Raw genomic sequence first — 24,974 nt, forward strand, 5'->3', positions numbered from 1 at the left:
AACAGAACCCGTCCTTACTCAGTCAATTGCGGAGATGTCAGCGTCATTGCCCCGCAAGTCCGCAGCCGAAGCAGCGGAATCGAATGGCGCATTACTGCATCCTTTGAAATTTAGCCAGCGTCCAAGATGATGCATCACCCGCTCCGCCGCTTTTTGGTTAATCAATGCAACGTGCACAGCATTTTGCCGTCCAAGCGCACCCGATAATGCATCTCGGTCCACAGGCAGCTTCACGCCACCTTTTCCAGTGCCCTCGGCGTCTTCGCCAACCCGCCATGCTTGGTCGCGTTTACCGCTACCATCGGCGCTTGCATCGGATGCATGCAGTAACAGCTTCACCTGCCCACTGCGTGATGCGGAATCGATTTTCTCCGCACCCAAGATAAGATGCCCTGCCCGCGCTTCCAAACCGAGCCGGTCCAAAAATGCCTTTTCCAAGCCGCGATCAATGCGGCCCGTCAGGTCATCGATGATATCAATCTTGTCCGTTTTGAACGCCCGACGCAGCAATCCGGAAAGCTTACCCTTGGCCAGAGCCTTAGACAATTCTTCGCTAGAAACGCCAATCCACGCGCCGCGACCGGGCGCTTTTGCGAACAGGTCAGGTGCGATACTGCCATCGGGGCCGAGCGCAAGCCTGATGAGCTGGGCACGTGTCCCATGCTCACCTGACAATATACACTTCCTTATTGGGGAGTGTCGGTTCTCATTGAGAGTCGTCCGCTGCAACCGCGTCCTCCTCTTCGAACCAATGCGCGCGAGCAGCCATGATAATTTCGTTACCCTGCTCTTCGGACAAGCCAAAGGTCGCCAATATGCCGGCCTTATCTTCGGTACGGTTGCGCCGCACTTCGCGATCGCTCCGCTCATTGCGACGTGGCTCACGCGCTTTCTGGATCAATTCATCGGTGGCAAGGTCCGCCAAATCGTCAAGCGTCTTGATGCCCGCTTTACCCAGAACGACCAACATCGCTTCGGTCAAAATGGGCAATTCAGCGACGGCATCTTCAACACCAAGCGCACGGCGCTCGGTCCGGTTTGCCTCTTCGCGGCGATCCAGCGCTTCTTGTGCGCGGCTCTGTAGTTCTTCGGCCAAACCGTCATCAAAGCCTTCGATGGCAGCGATTTCGGCAGAGTCGACATATGCGACTTCTTCCAATTCGCTAAAGCCTTCGGCGACCAGCAATTGCGCAAGCGTTTCGTCCACATCCAGCTCTTGCTGGAACATTTCGGAACGCTCGACAAATTCCTTCTGACGCTTCTCGCTCGATTCCGCTTCAGTCATGATGTCGATGCCACGGCCCGTAAGCTGCGAGGCCAAACGGACATTCTGTCCGCGGCGGCCAATGGCGAGGCTCAATTGATCGTCAGGAACGACAACTTCAATCCGGCCTTCTTCTTCGTCGATGACAACGCGGCTGACCGTTGCTGGCTGAAGCGCGTTCACGATAAACGTTGCCGTGTCTTCGGACCATGGAATGATGTCGATCTTTTCGCCCTGCATTTCCTGCACGACGGCCTGAACGCGGCTACCCTTCATGCCGACGCAGGCGCCGACGGGGTCAATGCTGCTATCATAGCTGATGACACCAATCTTGGCACGGCTGCCTGGGTCACGGGCAGCAGCCTTGATTTCGATGACACCGTCATAGATTTCGGGCACTTCTTGCGCGAACAATTTCTTCATGAAATCGGGATGCGCACGGCTCAACAATATCTGTGGTCCGCGATTTTCACGCTGCACCTTCATGATGAGGGCACGGACGCGGTCGCCGCTGCGGACGACTTCACGCGGGATTTGCTGATCGCGGCGAATAACGCCTTCGGCGCGGCCAAGATCAACGACGACATGGCCGAATTCAACCGACTTTACGACGCCTGTGATAATTTCACCGGTGCGGTCCTTAAATTCTTCAAACTGGCGCTCACGCTCTGCATCGCGCACCTTTTGAAAGATGACCTGCTTAGCGGACTGCGCATCAATACGACCCAAATCTACGGCGGGAAGCGGATCAACGATGAAATCGCCGACAACGGCGCCCTTTTGCAGCTTATCCGCCTGCTTCAGGTCGACTTGCTTAAAATAATCCTCAACCTCTTCGACGACTTCCACAACGCGCCACAGGCGCAAGTCACCGGTTTGGGTATCGAGCTTAGCACGGATGTCGTTTTCCGCTCCATAACGCGCCCGAGCAGCACGCTGAATAGCTTCTTCAAGCGCTTCGATAACAATCGACTTGTCGATCATCTTTTCGGTGGCGACCGCGTTGGCGATTGCAAGCAATTCAGCCTTGTTGGCGGCAATACTACTGGCCATGTTCTAGTCTTCCTGTGCTTCGTCGTGAATGGGTTCAGCCTCGACTTCGTCCGCCCCATCGCTGTTGATGGGGGCAGTCGACGCAATCAGGCGGTCTGTCAAGAGCAGCTTGGCGTGACCAAGTGCGGAAAATGGGAAGGTAAGGCGACCTGCCTTGCGGTCATCGACATGAATATTTTCGCCATCGACTCCGGCAAGGTCACCGCGCATATTCTTGCGGCCATCCATCGGCTCGCTCAGTTCGATCTTAGCCTCATGCCCTACCCAATCGGAAAAATCGGCAAGACGCGTCAATGGCCGGTCAATCCCGGGCGAGCTGACTTCAAGGCGATAAGCCTCTAATATGGGGTCAAGTTCGTCAAACAGATCGGAGATGCGGTGCGAGAGCGCCGCGCAATCATCAATATTGAGCTGCCGTGTCTCGGGACGTTCGGCCATCACTTGCAAGGTAGGCTCGTCGCTACCCTGCGCGCCGTTGGAGTACCACGCCACGCGAACCAAGGCAAAGCCAAGCGCTTCCGCCTCGGGCGCAATCAAACTGCTCAGTTTATCCAGATCAGGCAAAATCAGACTTTCTTATTCGACATGCAATGAAATTCCGCGCCGGCCCCAGCGGCGCCAGCCCTTCCAAATTCTCACAATGTAAGGATGCCGGCCGTATAGCTTCGAAAACTTTCATATGCAAGTGTCTTGCACATCGCGCCCTCACCCACCAATTGATTGGGGCAAATATAAAATGGAGCTTTGGATCATGTCAAAATTTTCTTTTCTGCTAGGCGCATCATTTCTGGCCGCCGCCTGCCAGCCCTCGGTCAGTGATGCCGCCCCTACAGACACCAAAGGTGCGCCATTTGACATCGCCGTCCTTGCCGATTTCGAAGAACCTTGGGCCATGACATTCGTCCCCGGTACGGCATATGCCCTCGTGACGGAGAAGAAAGGGAAGCTCAAGCTGTGGCAAAATGAAGGCCCCATTGTCGATGTAGAAGGCGTTCCCGCAGTTGCTTATGGTGGTCAAGGCGGACTTGGTGATGTGATCCTCCACCCCGATTTTGCCAAAAACAAATTCGTCTATCTCAGCTTTGCAGAGGCCGGCGAAGGTGGCTTTGGCGCCGCAGTGGTCCGCGGCAGGCTGGACGTCACAAGTACAAAGCCGATGCTGACCGATGTGCAAATCATCTGGCGTCAGGAACCAAAGGTTTCGGGGCAAGGCCATTATGGCCATCGTCTCGCCTTCGGTCCGGACGGCATGTTGTATATCAGCAGCGGCGAGCGGCAGAAGTTCAACCCCGCACAGGATCTCAACCAAAATCTGGGTAAGATTGTGCGCTTGACCGACGGCGGCATGGCCCCATCAGACAACCCCTTTTATGACCAAGGCCGTGTACAGTCGCAAATCTGGTCTTACGGACATCGTAATCCGCTTGGTATTGCCTTTGATGCAAAGGGCCGTTTGTGGAACCAAGAAATGGGGCCCGCTGGCGGTGATGAATTAAACCTTGTCAAAAAGGCCGCCAATTACGGCTATCCGACCGTATCCAATGGCGATCATTATGACGGCAGAAACATTCCCGACCATATGGCAGGCGATGGTTTTGAAGCGCCGAAGGTTTCATGGAACCCCGCCATTTCTCCAGGCGGCCTCATGATCTATTCTGGCGACATGTTTAAAGCTTGGAAAGGCAGCGCGTTTATTGGCGGCCTTAGTTCAAAGGCGTTGGTGCGCGTAAAGCTGGACGGCGAAAAGGCGACAAAGGCAGACCAATGGGACATGGGCGCGCGTATCCGCGAAGTCGAACAGGGTCCAGATGGCGCTATCTGGTTGCTGGAAGACGAACGTGCAGGCTCAAAGGGCCGCTTGTTGAAGCTGACCCCCAAGAAATAACACAACGGGCGGCGGTGCTTTATTGCGCCGCCGTTACCGTTCCGGTTAAATCTGCCAGAAACGACCGGACGCGCTTGGCATTCATGCCCAAGTCGCTTTGTCCGACGCGGCTGACAGAGCGCATATCGACAATGCTCCCCGCGCCCGTGGCCGATGGACGGACGCGCAATATAACATCATCCTTGAATTGAAAAAATGCGCTGGTTTCAGTTGCTTCCAACCGGCCCTCTTCGGGCAAGGAAATAGCGACATCCCAACCACGTGCTTTGGCCAGACGCTCCGCCTTGGCAACGACCGAAGCCACCGGTTCGTTCACGCGCACCGAACGGATATCGCCATAGGCTTTTTGATGCACCATCGCCCAACGTTGTTCCGGCGTCAGGCCGCGCATTTTCGCATCGTCCGCACCGGGAACATTATCAAGATTATCGGCGCGCATTTGCAATGTCTGAAAGGCTGGCGGATCCGCAAGGTCAGTCGATATGTCATGAATAGCAGGCACCGTTAGCGCCTTCACAAGGAAGGTTCCGACCCAGCCAACATAGACCAAAGCAACCAACATCCCGACCCAGCGCCGTGCCCGTAAGGGTGGGGTGGTGGATTTACGCACGCGCCACTCTTGCACAAGACCCATCAAAAGGGCAGCTACCCCCAAAAGAAAAGCCCCCGCAACGCCCTTCAGCCCCGATGTATATGCCCAAAAACCCCAACCTGTGCCAACTGCCGCAACCGCGCCCCAGACCAAAGCCCCGACACCTGTAATCAAAACCAGATAGCCAAATATATCTTTTTGGGCCCGCGGTTGCGCCGAAGCATGTGACAATGTGGCATCTGTTGCCGCATGGGGCGTTTGCTGATCGGTCAAATTCTCTCTCCTGCGTGGCGAAACCGTCTAAGCGGCGCATGCTAATGGAAGTTCCGTTGAAAGGCAATTTACGGCGGCTTTATTGTCGGCAACATGATATTCGATTGGACAAACATCGTGCGCAATGACAGGGGACGCCGCTAATATGTTCCAGTCTCGGCCAGTTCAATATGCATAACACCCCCCTTTCAGGCATATCCGCCGATGCGTTGAACGCTTTACTCGATGATGCATTCGGGACGGACCGGCATATGCGCACGGCCTATCTGCTGCGCAAAGGCATGACGGCGATCGACCATCTGTCCTTTGGCATTTTGGACGATAATGCATTACTGGCGAGCATCCAATGTTGGCCAGTGCGCGTTGGAATGGCCGATCTGATCTTGGTCGGGCCAGTCGCCGTTGCCACCCATTGCCAGAATAAAGGGCTTGGAACAGAATTGATGCAATTGATGCTCAACGCGGCAACGCCGCAGGATGCGCCAATGGTGATGATTGGGGATCCGGAATATTATGGCCGTTTTGGTTTTGAAGCCAAGGACACATCTGGTTGGACCTTACCCGGACCTTGGGAACCACGGCGTTTGCTTCTGCGCAATGTCGAAATGGTTGCCTTGCCAACACATGGCATGCTTGGCCCTGCCGACTAAACTTTGACGATTGGCATGTTTGGACGTATCGCGTTCTTATGCCTTATGAAGCACCTGATCTAGCAAAGCTTAGTCTGTCCGATATTGCGGCGCTTGTTGCGACGCGAAAATTGCCACCTGTCGAAAGTTGGGAACCTGCCAATATCGGCGACAGTGAAATGCGGATCGCGTCGGACGGCAAATGGTTTCATCAGGGCGGAGAAATTAAGCGGCCGGCCATGGTCCGCGCCTTTTCCAGCCTATTGCGCCGCGATGCCGATGGACAATATTGGCTTGTGACGCCGCAGCAAAAGCTGTCGATCATGGTCGACGACGTCCCGTTCATCGCGGTCGAATTGCAAAGTGAAGGCGAGGGACCAGAGCGCAGTTTGGCGTTCCGCCTCAACAGCGACGACCTTATTTTTGCCGATGCCGATCACGCCATCGAAATGCGCGACGGGATGTTATATGTGCATGTGCGCGGCGGGATGTTGGCGAAGCTTGCACGTCCAGTCTATTATGAACTCGCCAATTTGGCGCTGGCCGAAAATCCCGAAAACCCAAGCATTTGGAGCAAAGGTGCGCAATTCCAACTGGCGGCGCCTGCATGAATTGGCGGCACAGGTTGCAAGCGGCGCTTGATCCAGCGCTCAGCATAGAAATTGAGGACGAAAGGCATTTTGCCGTCGACACCCACCGCGCAGCAGCCGTCCTGATCCCCATAACGGATCGGGCGGAACCGGGTGTCATTTTGACCCAGCGCCCCACATGGTTGCGCAGCCATGCAGGCCAGGTGGCCTTTCCGGGAGGCAAGGTCGATGAAAGCGACGAAAGCGCGATCGCGGCGGCCTTGCGTGAGGCGCATGAAGAATTGAACATCCCGCCAACAAGAGTTGAGGTCATCGGCGTGGCGGACACCTATTTCTCCGGCAGCGGATACAGCATCGCGCCCGTTATCGGCTTCATTCCCGCTGACCTTATCATGCGGCCCAACCCGCAAGAGGTTGAAGACTATTTCGAAGTGCCGCTTGCCTTCTTGCTTGATCCTGCCAATTCGGTTCGAAAAGAGGCCGCTTGGAATGGCCAACAACGCAGCTATTATGACATGCAATGGGGCGAAAGACGGATATGGGGCGTAACAGCGGGGATCATCGCCAATCTTGTGCGGCGGCTGGCATGACGTCGGTGCGCTTGCCCGATGCCGAATGGCAGCATAATGATGGCCTGAAACGGGTTTTGGCTGCGCTGGATGATGTTTATGGCGGTCCGCGTTATGTGGGCGGCGCGGTGCGCGACACGCTGCTTGGTTTGCCGGTATCCGATGTTGATATCGCAACGGCGTTATTGCCAGATGAAGTCATCAACCGTTTGGAAGCTGCGGGTGTTAAAGCCATTCCAACTGGCATTGAACATGGCACCGTTACCGCCGCTGTAGAGGGTAAAAATTACGAAATCACCACATTGCGGCGCGATGTTGCAACCGACGGCCGCCGCGCTACGGTTGCTTTTGCTACAGATTGGCAAGAGGACGCGGCACGGCGCGACTTCACGATCAACGCTTTATATGCATCCCCCAAAAGCGGGGAAGTTTTCGACTATTTTGAAGGGCTCAGCGATCTGGAGGCGCGCAGACTGCGGTTTATTGGCGATGCCAATAAACGGATCGCTGAGGATTTCTTGCGGATATTGCGCTATTTCCGGTTCCTCGCCCGCTATGGCGGCGGGCAGATTGACACAGACGCGATCCAGGCGTGCGCAATGGGCGCGCATGGGCTGACCGCCTTGTCGCGCGAACGCATCGCGCAGGAACTCACCCGCATATTAGGATTGAAAAATCCCGTTGCATCAATCGAACTGATGATTGCAAATGGCATTTTTACGCCGTTTCTACCCGAATTGTCCGGCAGTGCCGCTGATGACCTGCTGCACCTTGTGGAACGCGAAGCGCAATATGCGCAGCCTGTCTCGCTGCCTGCGCGCTTTCTGGCGCTGTTAACCCATGACATCGTTGCGGCCGATAAGGTTGCGGCGCGGCTGAAGCTGTCCAACAAAATGCGCGAGGGCTTTGCCCAAAGGTTGCGCGCGGGCGTCCCGAAACCCTTTAATGTCCGTGCTATCGCTTATCGGGCCGATATCGACACTGCACGCGACGCCGTGCTGCTATATGCCGTTGATGCAGATGTGCCAGAATGTCTTGCGCAGCTGGAGCAATGGAACATTCCAACGCTTTCGATCAAGGGCGGCGAATTGATCAACATGGGCCTACCGCCCGGTCCGCTCGTGGCAAAAACGCTGCAAGCCATTGAAGCGGCCTGGATAGAGGAGGGCTTTCCCGATGCCGCACGCCAAGGCGCGCTGGCGGCGCAAATGGTCGACGCGGCTTTAGCCGGGCTTAATCAATCAAATTGATTGTTTCGCGGGAATCCCTGCGGCGGCAATCGGCCAGCGGCGCCGCGCGCGACACGCCATAATGACATGTCATTCTCTGTGCGCATCCGCCCGCTGTCGCCGCCCATGGCCCAGCTAAGCCCCTCGCTCATGCGGAAACAAATGGCATCTGCAAGCCCGCCATCCTTATACCGCTGCAAGGTAACGCCCTGCCCTTTGGGCATTTCGGGGATTTCAGTCATCGGGAAAACGACCAGTTTGCGGTTATCGCCCACGACCGCAACATATTGATCGCGCAAGGCGGCCTCGTCCGCCGTTTCGGGTGGCGCAGGGCGGACAACTTTTAGCCGCGCGCCAGGCTTCAAGGTCACAACGCCGCGTCCTTTGCGTGTCTCCGCAATAACGTCACTGATCCGTGCAATAAAACCTTTTCCGGTGGTCGCAGCCAGCAACATCCGGCCATCCGCAACAGCGGGGAAAACGGCAATGATATCGTTACCAGCTTCCATGTCGATCATCGTGCTCACAGGGTCACCGAAACCGCGCGCACCGGGAAGTTTATCCGCACCTAAGGTGTAAAAACGGCCATTGGCTGTGGCAATAAGGATCTTGTCCGTGGTTTGCGCATGGAAGGCGAAAGCAGGACCGTCGCCTTCCTTGAACTTGAAGTCCGCGCGTGCAGAAAGGTCCGCATGGCCCTTCATCGCCTTGATCCAGCCGCGCTTTGACATGATGACTGTCACCGGTTCGCGTTCCACAAAGGCCTCCAGCGAAATCTCGCGCGCTTGCCCTGCTTCTTCCAAACTTGTCCGGCGGCGACCAAGCGCCGTTTCTTCGGCGTAATTCTTACGCAGTGCCGACAGGTCTTTTTTCAAACGCTTCTTTTGCAGCGCCGGGCTGTCGATCAATTTTACAAGGTCTTCACGCTCCGCCTCTAACGCCTCAAGCTCGCGGCGCAGTTCCATTTCCTCAAGTCTGCGCAAAGACCGCAAACGCATGTTCAAGATGGCCTCAGCCTGACGGTCATTCAATTGGAATTCCGCCATCATCACGGGCTTGGGTTCATCCTCCGTTCGGATAATCTCGATAATGCGGTCAAGATTAAGAAAGGCGATGATATAGCCTTGGAGCAGCTCCAGACGCCCGTCGATCTTCTCAAGCCGGTGCTGGGATTTGCGGACGAGCACTTCAATCTGGTGCCGCAGCCAGTGCAGCAAGACTTCGCCTAAGCCCATAACCTTGGGCGTGCGGTCGGAATCCAACACGTTCATGTTCAACGAGAAACGCGTTTCCAAATCGGTCAGGCGGAACAAGGCGTTTTTCAGGTCTTCGGGATCCACATTGCGGCTTTTCGGAACAAGCACAATACGGACCTGCTCATCGCTTTCATCGCGAATATCATCGAGAATGGGCAATTTCTTATCGGCAATCAGTTGCGCGATTTGCTCAATCAGCTTGCCCTTTTGCACCTGATAGGGAATTTCAGAGACAACCAATTGCCATGTGCCGCCGGGTAGTTTTTCAACGCCGGTTGGTTCCCAGCCGCTGTCATCCTGCCAACCGCTCGAGAAACGCGCCCGTACACGCATGGCGCCACGACCGCTTGCATAAGCGGCGCTAATGACGGCATGACTATCCACCAATACGCCACCGGTCGCAAAATCAGGACCACGTACAATTTCCATCAATTGGTCATGGCTGGCCTGCGGACTGTCAATCAACAGCATAGCAGCGTCAATAATCTCGGCGGCATTATGCGACGGTATGCTTGTCGCCATGCCCACGGCAATGCCGCTTGCCCCATTGGCCAGCAAGTTCGGAAATAGGCCGGGCATGACCTCTGGCTCTTCATCTTCGCCATTATAGGTTGGCCGAAAATCGGTCGCGTTTTCGTCAAGCCCGTTCATGAGCTCAATCGCCGTCTTTGTCAGCCGCGCCTCGGTATAACGGTAAGCAGCGGCATTATCGCCGTCGATATTGCCAAAATTGCCTTGTCCATCGACCAATGGATAGCGCAGGGAGAATGTCTGCGCGAGGCGCACCATCGCATCATATACCGACTGGTCACCATGCGGGTGATATTTACCGATCACATCGCCGACGACCCGCGCGCATTTTTTATAGCCACTGGCCGGATCAAGCTTCAACAGGCGCATCGCCCACAATAGACGCCGATGCACTGGTTTCAGCCCGTCGCGCAAATCTGGTAAAGAGCGCGCCGTTATAGTCGACATTGCATAGATCAGATAACGTTCCGACAAAGCCGCATCAAACGGCGCATCGACTATCGCATCAAACGGATCTTCTGCTGGAGCATCAACAATATCAGACATACACAAGCCGATAGCGGGCCAGCCCGCCGTCGCAAAGCAACGATTTCAGCAATCCACAGCTAAATGTAATTTTGCCAATATGAAGTGCGTTGCCACAAAGCCACATATCGATGGCAAAATATTTCAATTTTACGACTTTACTGGACTTTACATCTTAAAGTGCCAGATTCAGTCCATTCAGCAAAATATACGGATATATTCGGGGAATTTATATGAAGACGCTTAAGTTCATTTCAGCACTGGCAGTGACGGTTTCGACCACTGCTCTTTTTGTAGCTGCGGCAAATCCAGCCTTTGCGCAAGACAGCGCCCCGCAAGATGCGGCGGCCGAAGAAGCAACTGGTGTAGACGCCATTATCGTCACCGGCACACGCCGTACCGACCGTACCGTCGCCGACAGCACAGTTCCTGTTGACATCATTTCGGCAGATGCCTTGTTAAACAGCGGCCAGACCGAAACAAACAAATTGCTGAACCAGCTTGTACCATCGTTCAACTTCCCGCAGCCGTCGCTGACGGATGGAACGGACTCGCTGCGCCCTGCAACATTGCGCGGCCTTGCGCCCGATCAGGTTCTGGTCCTCATCAACGGCAAGCGTCGTCACCAATCGGCGCTCGTGAACTTGAACGGTTCGGTTGGCCGTGGGTCGACCGCAGTCGATCTCAACACCATTCCGCCCTTGGCCATTGAACGCATCGAAGTGCTGCGTGACGGTGCAGCTTCGCAATATGGTTCGGATGCTATTGCTGGCGTCATCAACGTCCAACTGAAAAAAGGCATGGGCGGCCGCGCGCAGGCAACATTTGGCAAATATATAACTAAAATGGAAGATGTTGGTCAGGTCGATACCGTGTCGTTGACGACTGGGCTGTCTGACAATCCGACTATTACTTACACCGGCGAAGACCGCAAACGCAACGATGGCGACACTTATACATTCGCGTCAAACTTTGGCCTGCCCTTGGGTGAAAGCGGTTATGTCAACCTTACGGCGGAATATAAGGATCGTTCGCCCACAAACCGTTCCGGTCCAGATATCCGCCGCAACTATTTCGCAGCGGGCGACCCACGCGAAGCGACGTTCAACCGTTATGCCCACCGTTATGGTGATGGCGTATCCAAAGACCTGAACTTCTTCGTGAACGCAGGTTATGAATTCTCCGATTCCGCCGAATTCTATACTTTCGGCAGCTATGGCGTCCGCGACGGTAATGGCGCAGGTTTCTACCGCCGTTCTTCCGACGTGCGTAACCGCGACTGGGCGGCATCGACCACCAGTTTCGTTCCTTTGTACGCTGACGGCTTCTTGCCGTTGATCGCCAGCAATATTGTCGACATTTCTGCTGCGGCGGGCCTTCGCGGCGTAATGAGCGGGTGGGATTATGATCTCTCGGCGGTCTATGGATCCAACCGTTTGGATTACACGATTGAAAACACCGTCAACACGTCGCTCGGTGGCATAGCCAGCGCCCGTCGTTTCGATTCAGGCGGGCTGCGGTCCGGCCAGACCTCGATTAACCTCGATATGCGCCGTGATTTGAACATCGGTATCGGCAAGAGCGTCTCGTTCGCTTTTGGTGGTGAATATCGCGACGAAAACTACAAGATCGTTGCTGGCGAACTACAAAGCTACGTCAATGGGCCGTTTTCAGCAGCGCCATTCAACGCGGCTGGCGGCGCACAAGTGTTCCCAGGCTTCCGTCCGGCCAACGAAACCGACGTATCGCGTGACAGCTTTGCTGGCTACGCCGAACTCGATGCGGATCTTACAGACCAGTTGACGGTTCAATTGGCTGGCCGTTACGAACATTTCAGCGACTTTGGCGACACCATCAATGGTAAAGCCGCCGCGCGTTTTGAAGTGATTGACGGCGTTGCTTTGCGTGGTTCGGTTTCGACCGGCTTCCGCGCCCCAAGCCTTGCGCAACAATCCTATGCCGCGACATCCACGAACAATGTCGGCGGCGTCTTGATTGAAATCGGGACATTCCCTGTTTCATCGCCAGTTGCTATCGCTTTGGGTGCACAGCCTCTCAAGCCAGAAAAATCGATCAATCTGGGCGCAGGCGTTACCCTTACGCCGTTTAACGGATTGAGCATCACGGCGGATTATTACAATATTGAAATTAGCGACCGCATCACGCTGACGGAAAACCTTACCGGTCCAGACGTTCTGGGATTGCTGACCGCAGCAGGCGTCACTGGCGTCAGCTCGGCACGCTTCTTCATCAATGGTATCGATACCAAGACCACTGGTCTTGATGTCGTCGCGAGCTACCGCATACCTGACTTTGGCCTCGGCCAATTCCGGGTGAGCGTTGGCTATAACTTGAATGATACCAAAATCACCGATCGCCGCGTATTTTCCGGTTTCACCGCGCAACGCCTGTTTGCCCGTCAGGAAAGCTTCCGTCTCACCGAAGGGCAGCCCAAGAACAAGCTGAACGTTGGTCTTGATTGGGATTATGATAATTTCGGCCTAACGCTGCGCACCAACCGTTATGGTGAAGTGTTCCTGCCAAGCGGTTTCACCACCGTAACCGGAACAAACCCCATCAGCGACATCACAAAAGCGCCCGGCTCTGTTCCAGGTGACATCTTCTTGTCGCCAAAATGGGTCACAGATCTCGAGTTCCGCTTTAAGCCTGCAGAGTCTGTCTCCGTCGCATTTGGCGCGAACAACCTGCTCGACACCTATCCAGACCGCTTGCCATTTGGCACAGTGAATGGCGTCAATTATGGCTTTAACAACGCGTTCTTGCCGTATAGCTCGCAATCGCCCTTCGGGTTCAGCGGTCGCTTCCTATATGGCCGTGTATCAATCGATTTCTAATCGTTTAAGAATTTGAACAAGAAGGGCGCGGCGTAAAACCCGCGCCCTTCTTTTTTGCCGCGCGTTTTGACGCCCAACCTTACGCCTGCTAACGGAACCACGACTCCCGATATCAGCCGAAAGCGTTTTTTATGATCCCACGTTATTCCCGCCCCGAAATGGTCAAGATTTGGGAGCCGGAAAACCGTTTCCGCATTTGGTTTGAAATTGAGGCGCATGCCACGGACGCACTGGCCCAACTTGGCGTTGTGCCTGCATCAGCCGCCCAAGCCCTGTGGAAATATTGGGAGACAAATCCCGCAATTGACGTCGCCGCTATCGACGCCATCGAAGCCGTCACCAAGCATGACGTTATTGCGTTCCTGACATGGGTTGCCGAACAAGTCGGCGACGAGGCCCGCTTCATGCATCAGGGCATGACGTCGTCCGATGTGCTCGACACCTGCCTAGCCGTCCAATTAACGCAAGCGACCGACCTGTTGCTTGCGGATATGGATGCGCTGCTCGCCGCTATCAAAACCCGCGCGATGGAGCATAAGTTCACACCGACCATTGGCCGCAGCCATGGCATACATGCCGAACCTGTCACCTTTGGTATGAAGCTAGCGCAAGCTTATGCCGAATTTGCACGCGGCCGCGAACGTCTGGTTGCGGCACGCGCCGAAATCGCAACCTGCGCGATTTCGGGCGCTGTCGGTACATTTGCCAATATTGACCCAAAGGTTGAGGCGCATGTTGCCGCTAAGCTTGGCCTTGCGGTTGAGCCTGTCTCGACTCAAGTCATCCCGCGGGATCGTCACGCCATGTATTTTGCGACGCTGGGTGTTATCGCCTCGTCTATTGAGCGTCTGGCGACCGAAGTGCGCCATTTGCAGCGCACAGAGGTGCTGGAGGCAGAGGAATATTTTTCCCCGGGTCAAAAGGGCAGCTCGGCCATGCCGCATAAGCGCAACCCGGTCTTGACCGAAAACCTAACAGGCCTTGCCCGTATGGTCCGCGGCTATGTCACACCCGCGCTTGAAAATGTCGCTTTATGGCATGAACGCGATATCAGCCATTCAAGCGTTGAACGCTATATCGGACCTGATGCCACCATCACGCTCGACTTTGCATTGGGCCGCCTGACGGGTGTCATCGACAAATTGCTGATTTACCCCGACCGGATGCAAAAGAATCTCGACCGCATGGGCGGGCTTGTGCATTCACAGCGCGTCCTGTTGGCGCTGACGCAAGCGGGTATCAGCCGCGAAGACAGCTACCGCATTGTGCAACGCAATGCGATGAAGGTTTGGGAGTCGGATGGCGCAGAATCGTTAATGGAATTGTTGAAAGCCGACCCAGACGTTACCGCAAAAATGACCGCGTCGGAAATCGAAGAGCGTTTCAATCTTGATTATCATTTCAAGCACATCGACACAATTTTTGAACGGGTATTCGGCTAAGCTTACCGACCCTATTCAATGCGCGGTGACGAATAAGAACTATCCCCTACCCAAAGGGGGAAAGTTTGCTTAAGCTACGCGCATAAAGGAGAAGCCGCACGATGCGATTTCTAAAAACGCTGATTTGGGTAACGATCATTATCGGGTTGATTGTGTTCGCGACCAACAATTGGGCCCCTGTGTCGGTCAGCCTATGGGGCGGCCTGCGCTTGGACACCAAATTATCAGCCTTGGTTATTGTCGCATTCCTGCTTGGGTTTTTGCCGCTATACCTTGTGCACCGCACACAGATATGGCGCATGAAGCGGCGCATATTAACGCTTGAGGGCAACCAGCGCGCATCGGCTTTACCGCCGCCACCAGCCTCTCCTCCCCCTGCTTACACTGCTGTGGATTCGATATGACCAACCCAATCTTCGTCGCCATCGATACGCCCTATCTGGAAGATGCGCTGGAATTGACCCGCCGGATCAAGGGACAGGTTGGCGGAGTGAAACTCGGCCTCGAATTTTTCTGCGCCAATGGCCATCATGGCGTGCATGAGGTGCAGAAATTGGGCCTACCGATTTTCCTCGACCTCAAATTGCACGATATTCCAAATACCGTTGCCAAGGCGATGCAGGCGATCAACGTGCTTGAACCCGCCATTGTGACGATCCATGCCGCCGGTGGCCGCGCGATGATGGAGGATGCGAAGGCTGCTGCGGGCTTGCATACCAAAGTGGTTGCGGTGACTGTGCTCACCAGTTTGGATGATCATGATCTCAACCGTGTGGGTGTACCCGACAGTCCAGAGCTGCAGGTCGCCCGCTTGGCCGCGCTTGCGCAAGAGGCTGGCCTTGATGGTATTGTCTGTTCGGGACATGAAGTGAAAGCCGCGAAAAAGGCGTGGAAGGATGGCTTCTTCGTTGTCCCCGGCCTTCGCCCCGCTGGCGGCACCGCCGCCGACCAAAAACGCACCGTAACGCCCAGACAGGCCCGTGACGATGGCGCGAGCATATTGGTCATCGGAAGACCGATTACGAAAGCAGAGAGCCCTGACGACGCTGCACGCGCGATTATGGGTACGCTTTAATGTCCGATCACGCGACGCCCAACCTCCCGTCGCGCGATTATTCTGCCACGATAGCATTTTATGCAGAACTTGGTTTTGAAACCAGCTGGCATGATGAAAATTGGTTAATTCTGGAACAGGGCGACCTGATCCTTGAATTTTTCCATTATTCCGACCTTCAGCCTGCAGAAAGCGCGTTCAGTTGCTGCTTGCGCCTTGATGACATGCTTCAATTTTACCAGAAATGTATCGATGCCAACATTCCGGAACAAACAACGGGTTGGCCAAGGGTTCATGCGCCACGCACCGAACCAAGCGGCATGCTGATTGCCTACCTCGTCGATTTGGATGGCACTTTGGTGAGGCTCGTTCAAAACTGAAATCATGCGTCACCCTGAACTTGTTTCAGGGTCCATTTTTCCTAACGAAATGTGGGTCGCGGCGGGGCGATGGATGCGGAAACAAGTTCAGCATGACGGGAAGGAATGTGTCGGCTATTGGCCGAGTATGAACACAAAAATCAAAATTTGCGGACTTAATGACGAAAATGCCGTCGATGCCGCCGCCAAAGCGGGTGCATCGCACATTGGCCTTGTCCATTTCGACAAGAGCCCGCGCCATGTTGGCTTGGAACAAGCCGCCGCCCTGCGAATGCGCGCGCCAGCTTCGCTAAAGGTCGTCTTGTTACTCGTGAACGCCGAACCCGACCTTACTGCCAAGGCAATTGAAGTCATCAAGCCTGACATCGTGCAATTTCATGGATCGGAAACCGCATTATGGCTCCGTGCCCTGAAAAGCACCGTGGACATCGAAATTTGGAAAGCCTTTGGCGTTCGGGACGCGGCATCGCTCAAAAATGCAGATGAATATGTTGATGCCGCCGATCTCATCTTGTTTGATGCACCCGCACAGGCTTTGCCGGGCGGGACTGGTATGCGTTTTGATTGGTCCTTGCTAACCGAGCATAAACATAAGCTTCCATGGGGCCTTGCGGGCGGCCTGACCGCCGACAACGTGAGGGAAGCCTTGCGCCAAACACGTGCGCAACTGGTCGACACATCTTCGGGTGTAGAATCCGCGCCGGGCATCAAGGATGTGGACAAGATTGCGGCCTTCTGCCAAGCGGTGCGGGACTATGACAATCACTGATCGCACCCCGAACTCCTTCCGCAACCAACCCGACGAACGCGGCCATTTTGGTCAGTTTGGCGGGCGCTATGTCGCCGAAACGCTTATGCCGCTCGTGCTCGATCTGGAACGCGAATATCGCGCCGCGCAACAGGACCCGGCCTTTGCCGCGCAGTTCGATGATCTGCTTGAACATTATGTCGGCCGCCCATCGCCGCTATATTATGCGGAGCGCCTGACCGAGGAAGTCCGCAAGGATGCACCAGCGGGCAAAGGCGCGCAAATCTGGTTCAAACGAGATGAGCTGAACCATACCGGCGCGCATAAAATCAACAACTGCGTTGGCCAAATTTTGCTTGCCATTCGTATGGGCAAGACGCGCATCATTGCAGAAACCGGCGCTGGCCAACATGGCGTTGCCACCGCAACCGTCTGCGCACGCTTTGGCCTGCCTTGCTTTATTTACATGGGCGCAAAAGACATTGAGCGGCAGCAGCCAAATGTGTTCCGCATGCGTTTGTTGGGCGCGGAGATCATTCCCGTCACCAGCGGCGCAGGCACGTTAAAGGACGCGATGAATGAAGGTCTGCGCGACTGGGTCGCCAATGTCCATGACACATTCTACATCATCGGCACTGCGGCTGGCCCGCATCCTTATCCTGAACTGGTGCGTGATTTCCAAAGCGTGATCGGCAAGGAAGCGCGCGCGCAAATGCTGTCGCGCATCAATCGCCTGCCCGATTTACTTGTGGCTGCCATCGGCGGTGGTTCGAACGCGATTGGCCTTTTCCATCCGTTTTTGGATGACAAGGACGTTGCAATGCTGGGTATCGAAGCGGCAGGCCATGGTCTTGACGCCGAACATGCCGCAAGTCTTGCCGGCGGTCGCCCCGGCGTGCTGCATGGCAACAAAACCTATTTGCTGCAGGACGATGACGGCCAAATTGCCGAAGCACATTCGATTTCGGCAGGACTCGATTATCCCGGCATTGGCCCAGAGCATAGCTGGCTTAAGGAAATTGGCCGTGTGCGCTATGACAGCGTGACCGATGTGGAAGCACTCGCTGCCTTCCAATTGCTCTGCCGCACCGAAGGTATCATTCCCGCGCTGGAACCAGCCCACGCCATTGCCGCCGTTGAGCGCGAAGCCAAGAAAATGGACCGCGACCAGATCATCCTCGCCAATCTATGTGGACGAGGGGACAAGGATATTTTCACCGTGGCCGAGGCTTTGGGGACGAGGATATGAAACTGACCGACTGTCATGCTGAACTTGTTTCAGCATCTTACTTTTCATCGTCGCAAAGTAAGACCCTGAAACGAGTTCAGGGTGACTATGCGGGAGGGACGAAGATATGAACACCCCGATATTCGTCATCCTGAACTTGTTTCAGGATAATGCGATGCCGTTGATTGTTATCCCGAAACAAGTTCGGGATGACGAAAAGGCGGTTGTATGACCCGCCTTTCCACCGCCTTTTCCAAACCCCACCCTGCGCTCGTAGCCTTCATCACCGCTGGGGATGGCGACACCGCTGCTAATCTCGACGCGCTCGTCGCGGGCGGCGCAGATGTCATTGAACTTGGCATGCCGTTCACCGACCCAATGGCCGACGGCCCTGCTATTCAAGAGGCGAATATCCGCAGCTTGAATGCGGGGACCAAAACGGCGGATATTTTCGCAATCGCGTCCGCCTTTCGCAAACGCCATCCTGACACGCCCTTAGTGTTGATGGGTTATGCCAACCCGATGACGATCCGTGGCGGTGACTGGTTTGCGTCCGAATGCAACAAAGCGGGCGTTGACGGCGTCATCTGCGTCGATATCCCGCCCGAAGAAGACCCCGAGCTTGGCCCTGCTTTGCGCAATGCTGGTATTGACCTCATCCGCTTGGCGACCCCCACAACGGACCCTGCACGCTTACCCACGGTCCTAAATGGCGCGTCGGGTTTCCTATATTATGTCAGCGTCGCTGGCATCACGGGCCTGCAAGTCGCGGCACAGACAAGCATTGATGAAGCTGTGGCGCGCCTCAAAGCGCACACCGACCTGCCCATCGCCGTCGGCTTTGGCGTGCGTACGCCACAACAAGCCGCCAACATCGCGCGTGTCGCCGATGGCGTTGTCGTTGGCTCTGCCATTGTTGAACTGGTTGCGCAGCATGGCGCGCGCGCCGCTGGCCCTGTCCGTGATTATGTCGCCTCTTTGAAAGAAGCTATCATTTCAGTAAGAGCATGATAACAAAACCGTAGTGCTGAGCCTGTCGAAGCACGCCTCTTAGGTCAACGCCTTCATCGAGAAGCGCCCTTCGACAGGCTCCCTTCGACAGGCTCAGGGCTACGGTAATATTACAGGAAAAAATTCATGAACTGGGTCACCCGCGTCCGTAACGCCATTCCCTTCATCACTAAGCGCGAGACCGCCGAAACGCTTTGGCATAAATGCAAGGGCTGTCAGGCGATGATCTTCCTAAAGGAATTTGAACAAAATCAGTCTGTCTGCCCCAAATGTGACCATCATGGCCGCATTGGACCTGCCGCGCGTTTTGATGCTTTGTTTGATGACGAACGCTATGACATTCTCAAACCGCCTGTTGTGGGCGAAGACCCGTTGAAATTCAAAGATACCAAAAAATATGTCGACCGGATCAAGGCTGCGCGCGTCGCCACGGGCGAGACCGACGCCATGAAAACCGCGCGGGGCAAGATCAATGGCCAAACCGCCGTTGTCAGCGTCCAAGACTTTGCCTTCATGGGCGGATCCATGGGCATGGCGGTTGGTGAAGCATTTATCGAGGCAGTTAAGGCCGCAATCCTTGCGAAATGCCCTTATGTCATCTTCACCGCTGCTGGCGGCGCTCGCATGCAGGAGGGCATATTGAGCCTGATGCAAATGCCGCGTTCAACGGTAGCGATCCAGATGCTGCATGATGAAGGATTGCCCTATATCGTGGTGCTGACTGACCCGACCACCGGCGGCGTGACCGCATCTTATGCGATGCTGGGCGATGTGCAGATTGCGGAACCTGGCGCTTTGATTGGCTTTGCTGGACAGCGCGTGATTGAACAGACAATCCGTGAAAAACTACCCGAAGGTTTCCAGCGCGCCGAATATCTGCTGGAACATGGCATGATCGACATGGTGACGCATCGCCACGACCTGCGCGGTGTTTTGTCGCAACTCATCGGCTATCTCGCGCCGGAGAAGAAGGCGGCTTGACCCAAACTCGCAAAAACCACTTTTGTCATTCCCGCGAAAGCGGGAATCCATGGTCTGAAATATGTCACCCGTTTACTATGTCTACATCATGGCCAGTCAGCGAAACGGCACCACATATATAGGTGTTACCAACGACTTAGTGCGTCGCGCTTATGAGCATAGGGAAAACTTACGCCCCGGCTTTTCCGCGCGCAACCGAACCAAAAGGCTGGTGTATTTTGAACCATATGCTGATGTCCGAGAGGCCATCAAGCGCGAGAAGCAGATGAAAAAGTGGAACCGCGCATGGAAAATCGAGCTCATTGAACGAAGCAACCCCCAATGGCGCGACTTATGGTTCGATTTGAACCGATAAAGCAGACCATGGATTCCCGCGTGCGCGGGAATGACAAAGGACGAGTGCATGCCTGACCACGCTACCTCCACTGACCCTGCCGTTCAGGCGCAGCTTGATCGGTTGACGATGCTGTCCCCGGGCAAGGATATTTTGGGCCTTGGACGTATCGCCACCTTGCTCGAACGGCTTGGCAACCCGCATCATCATCTCCCGCCCGTTTTCCATGTGTCGGGCACCAATGGCAAAGGCTCCACCTGCGCCTTTCTGCGCGGCGCGATTGAGGCGGCGGGGCTGACTGCGCATGTCTATTCCAGCCCGCATCTGGTGCGCTTTAACGAGCGCATACGGGTGGCAGGGCGGTTGATTGATGATTTTACTCTGTCTGCACTCCTGTCCGAAGTTCTTGACCATGCAGAAGGGTTGGAGGCCAGCTTTTTCGAAGTTACCACCGCCGTTGCCTTTTGCGCCTTTGCGCGGACGAAGGCCGATGCCTGCATCATTGAGGTTGGCCTTGGCGGACGGTTAGACGCGACCAATGTTCTGACCAAGCCCGTGGCGTGCGGCATATCTTCACTCGGCCTGGATCATGAGGCGTTTTTGTTGGCGGCGGAGGATGGCATTCCCGAGTTGTCGCCGCTGGACCGGATCGCCTTTGAAAAGGCGGGTATTGCCAAGTCCGGATCGCCTTTAGTAACGCAGAAATATAGCGCGTCGATGGCCAATACCGTTGCCGCGCAAGCATCCCTGCACAATGCAGACTTGCACGCGCGCGGCGAAGGCTGGGATGCGGCGGTATATGATGGCCGCCTGCATTATCGTGACGCGGCTGGAAAGTTGAACCTGCCCCTGCCCCGCATGCCGGGCGCGCATCAGGCCGATAATGCGGCCTTGGCGGTGGCGATGCTGCGGCATCAATCCGCAATTTCGGTTCCCGAAGCCGCCTTGTCCGCCGCGATGGAGTGGACGCGCTGGCCGGCAAGGATGCAATTACTGGCAGCAGGGCCCCTGACCAAATCATTGCCCGATGGTTCGCATGTCTGGCTGGATGGCGGCCATAACCCAGACGCAGGGGCAGCGATTGCCAAAACACTGGAAAACGGCGCGCCCGTGAGTGTCATCATCGGCATGTTGCAGAATAAGGACGCGCTTGGTTTCCTAACCCCATTTGCGCACAAGATCGAAACGCTGACGGCCGTGCCGATACCCGGGCATGAACATCATATGCCAAGCGAACTGTGCGACCTCGCGCGTTCCAAATTGCACGTCACGGATGCACAGACAGCAGGCGACATCATAACCGCGCTGGCGCGGTTGGCAGGGCAGCAAGCACCAGCCAATGTCCTGATCTGCGGATCGCTATATCTCGCTGGCGAAGTGTTACGGCTGAACGATCAGATCCCTGACTAGATTTTGTCATCCCCGATCAAGTCGGGGATGACAATGCTGTGCGAGACTTAGTCAGCCTTCGGCTGCCCTTTTGGGCTGCCCCTTCCATGCCAGCAGTCCACCGGCAACCAACACGCCAGCAAAAGCCCATGTGAGATTGGTTGCTAAATCCAGCGGCTTGGCCAGCAGCAACCCAATCATTCCCGCCACCACGAGCAAGAAGCCAAGGATACGTATTGGCCCGACTGGATCCTTCAACGCCTTTTCATCGACAGCCTCAACCTGATGGATGCTTTGGACCACATAGCCCTTGCTCCATAGCAGCCATAACAAAAACATGCCTGGGATCGCAGCAAGGACGGTGAAGCCCCAAAAGCCAACCCAACCGACATTTTCCGCAACAATGCCTGCTGGCCCCGCCATGAATGTTCGGCCAACGCCTGCGAAGGAGGATAGCAAAGCAAATTGCGTCGCGGTGTAGGCGATACTGGACAAGCCAGACAAATATGTAGCGAACACGGTGAGGCCAATACCGCTGGTCAAATTCTCCGTGCAAATGGCAGCAACCATCATCCAGTAATTATTGCCCGACGCGGCCAATATCATGAACATGACGTTGGAGAACATCATCAACAGGCCCGAAATCAGCAAAGCGCGGCCCATGCCGAGCCACAAGATGAAAGGCGCGCCCAAGGCAGAACCGACAATCAACGCGCCGAAGCCCCATAATTTATTGGCCGAAATATAATCCAGATCGGAAAAGCCCAGATCGACAATCATCGGGCTTAACATCGCCTGCCCCATCGCATCGCCCACCTTATACACAAGGACAAAGCCAAGGATGAGGAACGCGCCATGCCGCGTTAGAAATTCGCGGAACGGATTGACTACCGCCTCGGTCAGCCATTGCTTAGGCTTCATGCCCTCCACATGGGCGAAACGATCCACAAACTTGCCAGGCCCCGCCCATAACGCGCCAATGATGGCCGGAATGATGCAAAATGCGGTCAGGCCATAAGCCGTCGACCATCCAAGGCCCAACCCCTCTTGCGAAGCAAAATAGATGGTCCCTGCGCCCGCGATCAAATTGCCTGTGCGATACCCAAATTGGTTGGTCGCCGTGCCGTGCGCGAATTCTTCTTCTTCCAAAATTTCGATACGATAGGCGTCAATAACGATATCCTGCGTGGCCGATAGAAACGCGGTGATCAGCGCCCAAATCGCGAACATCCCCATATCACCCGGCTGTGGGTTACTCGCGCCCAACTGCCAGATCGAAACAAAGAGCAACGCTTGTATAAAGAACAGCCAACTGCGGCGTTGGCCAAAAAATTTAGTCAAAACCGGCAGATGCAATTTGTCGACCAACGGCGCCCAGAGGAATTTTATCGTGTACGGAATGCCCAATGCCACTGCAAAACCGATGGTCGCGGTATCAATGCCAACCTTTGCCAACCAAAATGTCATTGTCGCGACAAGCAACGTCAACGGAAAGCCGCTGGAAATGCCCAGCAGAAACGTAATGACGGGGTTTTTGCGTAAATAGGGCCGGAAAGCCGGAACAGTCAGCGCGATCAATGGCAGTGCAAGCAAAATACCCGCAAAAATGATAAACCGCAGCAAATCGACTGACATTTGGCCCCTCCGAAATTATTGCGACGATGACTAACGGCATTTTCCTGAATGGCCAGTGACTTTTGACGCAATATGCGTCAAAGGCGCGGACATGGTTAAACCTCCGTCAAAAGCACCTGCCCGTCCCGCCAAGCCACCGCGTCTGCGTTGGGACAGCAAACCGTCGCGAAAACCCAACCCAAATGCGGCCCCTAGCAAGGGCGCTTTGGAACGTAAGGATGGCGAAGAGCGCATTGCAAAGCTGCTCGCGCGCGCGGGCGTTGCGTCTCGGCGCGAAATCGAACGCATGATTGCCGATGGCCGAGTCACGTTGAATGATGAGAAGGTGGAAACGCCTGCAACCTTGCTGAAATCGCTGCGTGGCGTGGCGGTGGATGGCAAGGCCGTGGGGCAGCCTGCACCAACGCAGCTTTACATGTTCCACAAACCCGAAGGCTGCCTAACCGCCGAGCGCGACTTTAGCGGGCGCAAAACAATCTATGACGTTCTGCCAAAAGATCTGCCGCGTCTGATGCCGATTGGCAGGCTCGATCTCAACACCGAAGGCTTGTTGTTGCTGACCAATGATGGCGAATTCAAACGCCAGATGGAATTGCCGTCCACCGGTGTTGAGCGCACCTATCGCGCGCGTTGCTTTGGCGATGTCAGTCAAGAACAGCTTGAGGAACTCATTCACGGTATCGAGATTGAGGGCGTGAAATATGGCAAGATCGACGCCAATCTGGAACGCCGTACGGGCCGCAATGGCTGGGTCGAAATGACGTTGACCGAAGGCAAGAATCGCGAAGTCCGCCGCGTACTGGAACATTTGGGACTTGAGGTCAGCCGCCTGATCCGCACGCGTTATGGCCCGTTCGTGCTGGGCGAGCTTGCGCCGGGCACCGTCGGCGAAGTGCGCCGCGTGGACCTTATCGAATTTCGAAAGACGTTGAAATAATGCGGATCATTTCCGGCCAGTGGCGCTCTCGCCCAATAATAGCACCAAAGGGCGATACCACCCGCCCAACCGCAGACCGCACGCGCGAGACATTATTCTCCATGCTGACCAGTCGGCTGGGGTCGTTTGAAGATTTGCGTGTGCTGGACCTATTTGCCGGGTCTGGTGCGCTTGGGCTTGAGGCTTTGTCCCGCGGCGCGGCGCATTGCACCTTTGTGGAGCAGGATGCACTCGCACTCGACGCGCTTGCCGCGAATATCAACAAACTTGGCGCAAAAGACCAAAGCGACGTGCGTAAATCATCCGTGTTGTCACTCGGCACCGCAATAAAGCCAGCTGATATTGTCCTAATGGATCCGCCTTATTTGAGCGGCGCGGGTTCAGTCGCGCTCGATAAATTGGTTCGCTTTGGCTGGTTTGCCCCATCTGCCTGGATCAGCGTCGAAACCAGCATAAAAGAGGATGTTGATGTGAAGGGTTTCACAATCGACACTGTCCGTAATGTCGGCAAGGCAAAACTAACATTATTGCGGCCTGCGGGCATTTAACGGCGCGCGCGCCTTGCGGCGCATTATAGTTGCGCG

24 protein-coding genes are annotated in these 24,974 nt (G+C 55.4%); 18 read left to right on the forward strand and 6 right to left on the reverse strand.

The genetic code is table 11. From position 1 onward, the window contains the following. Positions 1-18: 18 nt before the first annotated feature. The 3 genes from ACILP3_RS03175 to rimP are packed head-to-tail and all read right to left on the reverse strand — an operon-like array spanning position 19 to position 2,881. Complete coding sequence (locus ACILP3_RS03175) at positions 19-675, reverse strand: DUF448 domain-containing protein (protein WP_395615221.1); 657 nt, start codon at positions 673-675, stop codon at positions 19-21. A gap of 31 nt (positions 676-706) precedes the next feature. Then, positions 707-2,317, reverse strand: coding sequence for a transcription termination factor NusA (nusA, locus tag ACILP3_RS03180; protein WP_395615222.1), 1,611 nt, complete (start codon positions 2,315-2,317; stop codon positions 707-709). 3 nt (positions 2,318-2,320) lie between these two features. After that, positions 2,321-2,881 carry a ribosome maturation protein RimP gene (gene rimP / locus ACILP3_RS03185; protein ID WP_395615223.1) on the reverse strand — a complete coding sequence of 187 codons (561 nt, stop codon included), beginning with the start codon at positions 2,879-2,881 and terminating at the stop codon, positions 2,321-2,323. Between the two features lie 187 nt (positions 2,882-3,068). Here rimP and ACILP3_RS03190 point away from each other — a divergent pair, with 187 nt between their 5' ends. After that, on the forward strand, positions 3,069-4,202 hold the full coding sequence (locus tag ACILP3_RS03190) for a PQQ-dependent sugar dehydrogenase (RefSeq protein ID WP_395615224.1): 1,134 nt from the start codon (positions 3,069-3,071) through the stop codon (positions 4,200-4,202). Positions 4,203-4,221: 19 nt separating this feature from the next. Here the strand turns inward: ACILP3_RS03190 and ACILP3_RS03195 are convergent, their stop codons facing one another. Further along, positions 4,222-5,067, reverse strand: a complete 846-nt coding sequence (locus tag ACILP3_RS03195) for a DUF1499 domain-containing protein (RefSeq protein ID WP_395615225.1) — start codon at positions 5,065-5,067, stop codon at positions 4,222-4,224. A 170-nt stretch (positions 5,068-5,237) separates the two neighbouring features. On the opposite strand from ACILP3_RS03195, the gene ACILP3_RS03200 reads away from it, so the two are divergent. The 4 genes from ACILP3_RS03200 to ACILP3_RS03215 are packed head-to-tail and all read left to right on the forward strand — an operon-like array spanning position 5,238 to position 8,105. Next, a complete protein-coding gene (locus ACILP3_RS03200) occupies positions 5,238-5,717 on the forward strand; it encodes a GNAT family N-acetyltransferase (RefSeq protein WP_395615226.1) in 480 nt (159 codons plus the stop codon). 38 nt (positions 5,718-5,755) lie between these two features. Further along, positions 5,756-6,307 carry a DUF1285 domain-containing protein gene (locus ACILP3_RS03205; RefSeq protein ID WP_395615227.1) on the forward strand — a complete coding sequence of 184 codons (552 nt, stop codon included), beginning with the start codon at positions 5,756-5,758 and terminating at the stop codon, positions 6,305-6,307. Beyond that, entirely contained in the window at positions 6,304-6,876 is a 573-nt protein-coding gene (locus ACILP3_RS03210) for a CoA pyrophosphatase (RefSeq protein ID WP_395615228.1), read from the forward strand. The genes ACILP3_RS03205 and ACILP3_RS03210 overlap by 4 nt, the downstream gene beginning before the upstream one ends. Then, positions 6,873-8,105 carry a CCA tRNA nucleotidyltransferase gene (locus ACILP3_RS03215; protein ID WP_395615229.1) on the forward strand — a complete coding sequence of 411 codons (1,233 nt, stop codon included), beginning with the start codon at positions 6,873-6,875 and terminating at the stop codon, positions 8,103-8,105. The genes ACILP3_RS03210 and ACILP3_RS03215 overlap by 4 nt, the downstream gene beginning before the upstream one ends. On the opposite strand, the gene parC is transcribed toward ACILP3_RS03215, so the two are convergent. Then, complete coding sequence (gene parC / locus ACILP3_RS03220; RefSeq protein WP_395615230.1) at positions 8,093-10,417, reverse strand: DNA topoisomerase IV subunit A; 2,325 nt, start codon at positions 10,415-10,417, stop codon at positions 8,093-8,095. The genes ACILP3_RS03215 and parC overlap by 13 nt on opposite strands. A 212-nt stretch (positions 10,418-10,629) precedes the next feature. Between parC and ACILP3_RS03225 the strand changes: the two genes are divergently transcribed. From ACILP3_RS03225 to ACILP3_RS03275, 11 genes are all read left to right on the forward strand, one after another. Beyond that, positions 10,630-13,251, forward strand: a complete 2,622-nt coding sequence (locus tag ACILP3_RS03225) for a TonB-dependent receptor plug domain-containing protein (RefSeq protein WP_395615231.1) — start codon at positions 10,630-10,632, stop codon at positions 13,249-13,251. 131 nt (positions 13,252-13,382) lie between these two features. Further along, entirely contained in the window at positions 13,383-14,693 is a 1,311-nt protein-coding gene (gene purB, locus ACILP3_RS03230; protein WP_395615232.1) for an adenylosuccinate lyase, read from the forward strand. Positions 14,694-14,794: 101 nt separating this feature from the next. Beyond that, on the forward strand, positions 14,795-15,097 hold the full coding sequence (locus tag ACILP3_RS03235; RefSeq protein ID WP_395615233.1) for a hypothetical protein: 303 nt from the start codon (positions 14,795-14,797) through the stop codon (positions 15,095-15,097). Then, positions 15,094-15,768 carry an orotidine-5'-phosphate decarboxylase gene (gene pyrF / locus ACILP3_RS03240; RefSeq protein WP_395615234.1) on the forward strand — a complete coding sequence of 225 codons (675 nt, stop codon included), beginning with the start codon at positions 15,094-15,096 and terminating at the stop codon, positions 15,766-15,768. The genes ACILP3_RS03235 and pyrF overlap by 4 nt, the downstream gene beginning before the upstream one ends. Then, positions 15,768-16,127, forward strand: a complete 360-nt coding sequence (locus ACILP3_RS03245; protein WP_395615235.1) for a bleomycin resistance protein — start codon at positions 15,768-15,770, stop codon at positions 16,125-16,127. Before pyrF ends, ACILP3_RS03245 begins: the two co-directional genes overlap by 1 nt. Positions 16,128-16,254: 127 nt before the next feature. Then, positions 16,255-16,896, forward strand: a complete 642-nt coding sequence (locus tag ACILP3_RS03250; RefSeq protein ID WP_395615236.1) for a phosphoribosylanthranilate isomerase — start codon at positions 16,255-16,257, stop codon at positions 16,894-16,896. Continuing rightward, positions 16,883-18,124 carry a tryptophan synthase subunit beta gene (trpB, locus tag ACILP3_RS03255; protein WP_395615237.1) on the forward strand — a complete coding sequence of 414 codons (1,242 nt, stop codon included), beginning with the start codon at positions 16,883-16,885 and terminating at the stop codon, positions 18,122-18,124. Before ACILP3_RS03250 ends, trpB begins: the two co-directional genes overlap by 14 nt. 207 nt (positions 18,125-18,331) lie before the next feature. Beyond that, the gene (trpA, locus tag ACILP3_RS03260) at positions 18,332-19,114 is read left to right on the forward strand and encodes a tryptophan synthase subunit alpha (protein ID WP_395615238.1); all 783 of its coding nucleotides are present in this window, start codon (positions 18,332-18,334) and stop codon (positions 19,112-19,114) included. A 126-nt stretch (positions 19,115-19,240) separates the two neighbouring features. Next, positions 19,241-20,095: an acetyl-CoA carboxylase, carboxyltransferase subunit beta gene (gene accD, locus ACILP3_RS03265; protein ID WP_395615239.1), complete on the forward strand. Its 855-nt coding sequence runs from the start codon at positions 19,241-19,243 to the stop codon at positions 20,093-20,095. Between the two features lie 61 nt (positions 20,096-20,156). Next, positions 20,157-20,450, forward strand: a complete 294-nt coding sequence (locus ACILP3_RS03270) for a GIY-YIG nuclease family protein (protein WP_395615240.1) — start codon at positions 20,157-20,159, stop codon at positions 20,448-20,450. A gap of 48 nt (positions 20,451-20,498) precedes the next feature. Next, on the forward strand, positions 20,499-21,839 hold the full coding sequence (locus ACILP3_RS03275; protein ID WP_395615241.1) for a bifunctional folylpolyglutamate synthase/dihydrofolate synthase: 1,341 nt from the start codon (positions 20,499-20,501) through the stop codon (positions 21,837-21,839). Positions 21,840-21,890: 51 nt separating this feature from the next. Here ACILP3_RS03275 and ACILP3_RS03280 read toward each other — a convergent pair whose 3' ends face one another. Further along, a complete protein-coding gene (locus ACILP3_RS03280) occupies positions 21,891-23,453 on the reverse strand; it encodes an AmpG family muropeptide MFS transporter (RefSeq protein ID WP_395615242.1) in 1,563 nt (520 codons plus the stop codon). A gap of 91 nt (positions 23,454-23,544) precedes the next feature. On the opposite strand from ACILP3_RS03280, the gene ACILP3_RS03285 reads away from it, so the two are divergent. Further along, positions 23,545-24,390, forward strand: a complete 846-nt coding sequence (locus tag ACILP3_RS03285; protein WP_395615243.1) for a pseudouridine synthase — start codon at positions 23,545-23,547, stop codon at positions 24,388-24,390. Further along, the gene (gene rsmD, locus ACILP3_RS03290) at positions 24,390-24,938 is read left to right on the forward strand and encodes a 16S rRNA (guanine(966)-N(2))-methyltransferase RsmD (protein WP_395615244.1); all 549 of its coding nucleotides are present in this window, start codon (positions 24,390-24,392) and stop codon (positions 24,936-24,938) included. Before ACILP3_RS03285 ends, rsmD begins: the two co-directional genes overlap by 1 nt. Positions 24,939-24,974: the final 36 nt, after the last annotated feature.

This window comes from Sphingorhabdus sp., from assembly GCF_044239665.1.
Lineage (GTDB): Bacteria > Pseudomonadota > Alphaproteobacteria > Sphingomonadales > Sphingomonadaceae > Sphingorhabdus_B.